6 protein-coding genes are annotated in these 6,084 nt (G+C 72.5%); 5 read left to right on the top strand and 1 reads right to left on the bottom strand.

All coding sequences use genetic code 11. The features are described from left to right. The coding region (locus ACFVH5_RS13020) for an STAS domain-containing protein (RefSeq protein ID WP_385833619.1) at positions 1-401 on the bottom strand (401 nt) is incomplete at its 3' end. A 361-nt stretch (positions 402-762) separates the two neighbouring features. Between ACFVH5_RS13020 and ACFVH5_RS13015 the strand changes: the two genes are divergently transcribed. The 5 genes from ACFVH5_RS13015 (at position 763) to ACFVH5_RS12995 (ending at position 6,043) form a co-directional block, all read left to right on the top strand. Next, entirely contained in the window at positions 763-1,437 is a 675-nt protein-coding gene (locus ACFVH5_RS13015) for a response regulator transcription factor (RefSeq protein ID WP_385833618.1), read from the top strand. Positions 1,438-1,445: 8 nt separating this feature from the next. Beyond that, positions 1,446-3,185, top strand: a complete 1,740-nt coding sequence (locus ACFVH5_RS13010) for an ATP-binding protein (protein ID WP_385833617.1) — start codon at positions 1,446-1,448, stop codon at positions 3,183-3,185. A 68-nt stretch (positions 3,186-3,253) separates the two neighbouring features. Beyond that, complete coding sequence (locus tag ACFVH5_RS13005) at positions 3,254-3,475, top strand: hypothetical protein (protein WP_385833615.1); 222 nt, start codon at positions 3,254-3,256, stop codon at positions 3,473-3,475. A gap of 84 nt (positions 3,476-3,559) precedes the next feature. Next, positions 3,560-4,126, top strand: a complete 567-nt coding sequence (locus ACFVH5_RS13000; RefSeq protein WP_384803068.1) for an antibiotic biosynthesis monooxygenase — start codon at positions 3,560-3,562, stop codon at positions 4,124-4,126. 204 nt (positions 4,127-4,330) lie between these two features. After that, the gene (locus ACFVH5_RS12995; protein WP_385833614.1) at positions 4,331-6,043 is read left to right on the top strand and encodes a hypothetical protein; all 1,713 of its coding nucleotides are present in this window, start codon (positions 4,331-4,333) and stop codon (positions 6,041-6,043) included. Positions 6,044-6,084 lie beyond the last annotated feature (41 nt).

Genomic DNA, 6,084 nt, shown 5'->3' with positions numbered 1-6,084 from the left:
CTTCTTTTTTTTTTAATACACACCCCCCACACCTGGGGGGGGCCGCCGCCCCTTTGCGCCGGTTTTGGGCCACCGGTCCCACCCCCCCCCCCCCCGACGCTTGTTCCGGTGGCCCGGGCCATCGCCTCGTCGAACGTGGTGACGGGGCACAGGACGTCGTGCGTGCCGTGCGCGCGGACCAGCCGCAGGGTGTCGGTCCTGCAGAGCACGCCCACGGTCGCCTTCCGGGTCAGGGCCCGCCGACGGAAACGTACGACCATGTTCAGGCCGGTGCTGTCCATGAAGGAGACGGCACGCAGGTCGATGACGTACGCCGACGCGTGCAGGGCGACCACCGAGTCCAGCCAGGTGCGTAGCCGGACCGCGCAGGCCAGGTCGATGTCACCGTGCAGTTCCACCACGACCGGACCGTTCCCGTCGTACATCCCGGAGTGTTCGGCGGGTGGTGGCCACGAGGCCGTGACGACGGGCTTCAAGTCGTCCGTGTGCAAGCCGTTCCGCTCCGTTTCCGTCCGCGACTCCTGCGTTCCCGCGCGGGGCCGGCCGTACGGCGTCCTCCGTCGACGGCCCTGTCCCGGCCCGGACTCGTGCGGCGGTGTGCGCGCTCCCCGCGCCGCACCAGCCCGTGCCGGAACTCCCCCGTGTCGGCTCCCCCTTGAACCGCGGGTGCCTCCTGTTCTACCTTCGCCACATGGTCGGGGCATCAACGCCCGCTCACCAGCGACACAATGAGCGGGCGGCAGTGGGACCGGGTGGTGACAGTTGCGTCCACATCTCGCGCTGATCGACGACGACACCGACTTCGCACTGATGTGCCGTTCCTATCTGGAGCGTGAGGGCTTCACGGTCACCTGGGCCATGGACGCCCGGGCCGGCAAGGCCGTCATGTACCACGGCGGTGTGGATCTGGTCGTCCTCGACCTGGGACTTCCCGACGGCAGCGGACTCGAACTGCTGCGGGCCCTGCGCGCCACCAGCCGGCTGCCGGTGATCGTCGTCAGCGGACGCGGCCACGAGACGGACCGGGTGGCCGGGCTGGAGATCGGCGCGGACGACTACCTCGTCAAGCCGTTCTCGCAACGGGAGTTGGTGGCGCGGATCGGGGCCGTACTGCGCAGGAGCCGGCCACCGGAGGTCCCCGCCGTCCTCGACGTCGGTTCGCTGCGCGTCGACACGGCCGCGTGCCTGGCGAGCGGTACCGGCGTCGCGCTGACCCTGCGCCCCAAGGAGTACGCCCTACTGGAACTCCTCGCGCGCTCCCCCGGCCGCGTCTTCTCCACCGAGCAGTTGCTGGAGCAGATCTGGGGCGCGTCCTGGCAGCAGGCCGCCACCGTGATCGAGCACGTGTACCGGCTGCGCGGAAAACTCGCCCGACTCCCCGTGCCCGCCCCGAGGATCACCACGGTGCGCGGCTACGGGTACCGCCTCGACCCCTGAGAGCCGCCGTGTCCACGACCAGTCCGTCGAGCAACCCTTCGGACACTCCATCGACCAGTTCGCCGGGCCGTCCGCCGGGCGGCCCGTACACCGTGCCGGATTTCCGGCAGCTCTTCGAGTTCGCGCTCTCCCCGGTGCTCATCCTGGCGCCCGACTTCGTCATCGTCGAGGTCAACCGCGCCTATCTCGCGGCCACCGGCAGAGAGCGGGACATCGTCGGGCGCCTCATCTTCGACATGTTCCCCGACAACCCGGCCGATCCCGCGGCCGACGGCGTCGCCAATCTGCGCCGGTCACTGGAGACGGTGGTGGGCACGGCACGGACCGACACCATGGCGCTGCAGCGGTACGACATCCCGACGGGCGAGGACACCGACGACGGGACCGGGTTCGTCGAGCGCTGGTGGAGCCCGGTCAACACGCCGGTCCTGGACTCCGAGGGCCGGGTGTCGCACATCATCCACCGGGTCGAGGACGTCACCGAGTTCGTACTGTTGCGACGGGCCGGACACGAGAAGGACAGGGCCGCCGAGGAGGCGCAGACGCGCGCCGAGGGCATGGAGATCGACCTGTTCGTCCGCGCGCGCGAGATCCGCGAGGTCAACGAGCAGCTGCGGCGGCTCAACGGCGACCTCGACGCGGCGGGACACCGGTTGCGGGAGGAGCAGCGCGCCAAGGACCGGTTCATCGCGACGCTCTCGCACGAACTGCGCAATCCGCTGGCCGCCGCCACCGCGGCGACCGAGCTGCTGGGGCTCGACATGCCCGGCGGCCATCCCGCGCTGTCCGTCCTGGAACGGCAGCTCGGCATCCTGGCCCGGATGAGCAACGACCTGCTGGACGGCACCCGCGCGGTGACGGGACGGCTGGAGCTGGTGCCCGAGCGGATGGACCTGCGCTCGGCCGTCGAGAGCGCCTGCGCCGACATCCGGGGGCTCTTCGGGCACGAGGGGCGCGTGCTGGAGATCCAGCTGCCCGACCACCCGGTGCTCGTCGACGGCGACCGGCTGCGGCTGGCCCAGGTGCTGACCAACCTGCTGTCCAACGCGCTCAAGTACACGCTGCCGGGCGGCCGTACGGCCATACACCTGTCGGCCGGGGAGGGCCTGGCGCGGTTCACCGTCCGGGACGACGGGATCGGTTTCGACCCCGGGCAGGCCGAGGAGCTGTTCGGCGTGTTCATGCGGGCCGCGCCGGCCGGTCCGCAGACCCCCGAGGGTCTCGGCCTCGGCCTGTCGGTGGTCCGCACCATCCTCGATCTGCACGGCGGCCGGATCTCCGCGCACAGTGACGGTCCCGGCACCGGAGCCTCGTTCACCGCCGTGCTGCCGCTCGCCGCGTCCGACGGCGCCCCGCCGCCGGCCCGGCCCGTGACGGCCCGTCGCGGGCGGAAGCAGCTGGCGGTCCTGATCGTCGAGGACAACACGGATCTCGCCGCGACCTACCGCACGCTGCTGGACCGCCAGGGGCATCACGTCACGGTCGTCCACACGGGCGCGGACGCCGTCACCGCGACCGGGAGCCGCCTGTTCGACGTCGTCGTGTGCGATCTCGGGCTGCCCGACATGGACGGCTACGAGGTGGCCCGTACCGTGCGCGCGAGCCCGCAGGGTGCCTCGCTGCGTCTCATCGCGGTCTCCGGCTTCAGCCGCGGCACCGACCGTACGCTGTCCCGGGAGGCCGGATTCGACGCCCACCTGGCGAAACCGCTGCCGCTCGCGGACCTGCTGGACCTCCTGGAGGCCTGACCGTCGCGACTCTGCGGGCAGTCCCCGGGCGCCTGGGTCGAAAGGGCGTGCGTGGGTACTCATATCTCATGACTGACGTGGTGGACTCCGACGAACTCCTGCGCCGTATCCAGCGGGCCCGCTCCTGGGCCGGCCGGGAGGAGCAGACGTGGAAGGCGCGAAGCGAGGAGCTCAGGACCGCCGATCCGGACAGCTCACGCGCCGCCGAGCTGCGCGGACACACGTATGAGGCCGTGCGCAAGGCGCTGGACGAGATAGTCACCCCGGGCGTGCACGACGCGGACGGCTGAACCCCCGACGGCCCGCTTCACCGGTACCGGTCCGTTTCGCCGGTCCGTGCATGACCCGCCCGGCGCATGGAACCCGAGATGGTCATGAGCACCCCGCAGGTCCCATGCGCCGAACCCGTCACCACGGTCCTCACCTGGCAGGTACGTCCCGGCCGTGAGGCCGAATTCGAGGAGTGGACCCGGGGCGTCGCCGACTGCGTCTCGCGGTTCCCCGGCAGCCAGGGGGTGTCCTGGCTGCGCCCTGAACCCGGGCACCGGTTCCACGCGGTGCTGCGCTTCGCCGATCCGCAGCGGCTCACCGACTGGCTGATCTCGCCCGAGCGCGCGGAGTGGCACGCGCGGATCGAGGGCATCGCCACCGAAGTCCGTGACGAACGCCAGTCGACCACCGGGATGGAGAGCTGGTTCCGGCTCCCCGGCACCACCGTGAAGGCCCCGCCGCGCTGGAAGATGGTCCTGACGACGTTCCTCGGCGCCTATCCGATGACGTTCCTCATCCAGTGGCTGGTGGCACCCGGTACGGCCGCGTGGCCCCTGCCGCTGCGCGCCGCAGTCTTCCCCCTCGTGCTGCTGCCGGTGCTCACCTATCTGATCATGCCGGGGCTCAGCAGGGTGCTGCGGTTGTGGCTGTACGGCACACCCGACGACTGACGCCGTGAGCGGTCCGGTTCCGGTCCGCGTCACACGTACGCCTCATCCCGTTGGCGGCGTTTGACGGGGGCGCTTAGAAAGGCTGCACAGCAACTCTCGGGCCGCACGTCCGGGCCACGAAGCGACTGCACCCTTCGTAGGGAGCCGAGTATGACAACCCGTTCGCCTTTCGACGCCGATCGACCTGGCATATCACCCGAGAGCGTGGTCGACGCCACCATCCCGCCGCTACCGGCCACCGCCCCCTGGCACACCGTGCCGGAGGAGCCGCCGGACAGGCAGGCACGCAGGTCCGAGCGCCGGTACACCGACGCGCCCGACCCCCGGTACGCCGGACCGGCCGACGCGGTCGAGCAGCGGTACGCCGACCCGGCCGATGCCGACGAGCACCGGTACGCCGACCCCGCCGACGAGATCGACCACCGCTATCCCGACCCGCTCGACGAGGTCGAGCGGCGGTACGCGGACCCGGCCGACGCCGACGAGCACCGGTACGCCGACCCCGCCGACGAGATCGGCCGCCGGTACCCCGAGCCGGTCGACGAGGTCGCCCAGCGGTATCCCGACGCGGCCGACAGGGCACCCCGCCGCTACGCCGACGCCCCTGCCGACCGGAACGCCGGCCGGAACGACCGGACTGACAGGGACGGTCGGAACGACAGGGACGCCCGGGACCACCGGGCCGAGCGCGATCACCGGGCCGAGCGCGACGAGCGCCGTCACGCGGAACCGGCCGACGAGGCCCGTCGCGCGAACCCCGCCGCTGCCTCCGCAGGCGCAGCCTCACCCGCGCCCGCCCCTGCCCCCGCCCCGGTGGCCAAGGTCGACCAGCGGGCCACCGACTCGGCCGCCGAGTTCGACAGGAAGTACCCCGACCAGGGTGAGATCGAGGCCGATCCCGCGTACATCAACCCGGTCGACGGACTGGTGCACGCCGCGGTGGCCGACCGGCCGCTGGAAGAGGTGATCGAGCTCATCGAGCTGCTGGAGCAGTCACCGGAGTACGCGAGGGCCACGGTCGACGCGCTGCGGGCGGTCGGCACGGACCGGTCCGTGGAGGACGTGAGCCGGCTGGTGGCCCTGCTGACCCGGCCGCCGAGGAACGCCGACAGCGCCGACGAGGCGATCCGCGCGGCGGCCGAGGGCCGGCCCGTGGAGGACGTCACCAGGCTCATGGCGCTGCTGCACCGGCCGCCGCTGGAACCCCACTGCGGCGAGGCCGCGGTGCGGGCCGCCGCCACCAGCCGGCCGGTCGACGAACTGGTCGAGCTGATCGGCCGCATGGCCCAGGAGCAGGGCGTGCGCGAGGGCCGGCAGCTGGTCAAGCCGCCGACGCGCGAGGAGAAGAAGGCGGCCGAGGCGGCGCGCGCGGCCTCGAAGGACGGGCCCCCCTCCGGGGACCGGCTGCTCGCCGAGGGCGGCACGGTCGCCATCGGCCGGACGGCCCGGACGCGCCGGAACCGGCCCGCGAAGACCGTCGACTCCCCCGCCTGGCCGCGCCTGGCCGCGGCCCTGATGCTCGTGGTGTGCGGGCTGGTCCACTTCCCGCCGCACCGCGACGGCGCTTCCCTCGCCGCCTACGGGTTCGTCATCGGCGGCAGTGGTCTGTGCGTCCTGCTGGGGCTGGCACTGCTCCGCCGCAGTGTGGTGCCCGTGCTCGCCCTGGGGATCGTCGTTCCCGCGGCGCTCGCCGTCGCCCAGCTCCTGGAAGGCCGTGTCCGGTCGGCGGGTCTGTCCCGGGCCCTGGACCTGACCCTCGCGCCGCAGTGGCTCGCCGGTCTCGTGGCCGTGCTCGCCGCACTGGCGGCCCTGACGGCGCTGGTCTCGCTGCTGGCCTCGTCGAGGCCCCGCCCGCGGCCCGACGTACGGCAGTTGGCCGGGCAGCCGGCCGAACCCGACCGGGCGTCCGCGGGCTGACCCGGCGGGACGATGAACGGCGGCGGTCCGACACCCGAGGG

This window comes from Streptomyces sp. NPDC127119, assembly GCF_042677425.1.
In the GTDB taxonomy this organism is placed as follows: domain Bacteria; phylum Actinomycetota; class Actinomycetes; order Streptomycetales; family Streptomycetaceae; genus Streptomyces.
This window is presented reverse-complemented; position numbering and strand designations above follow the sequence as displayed.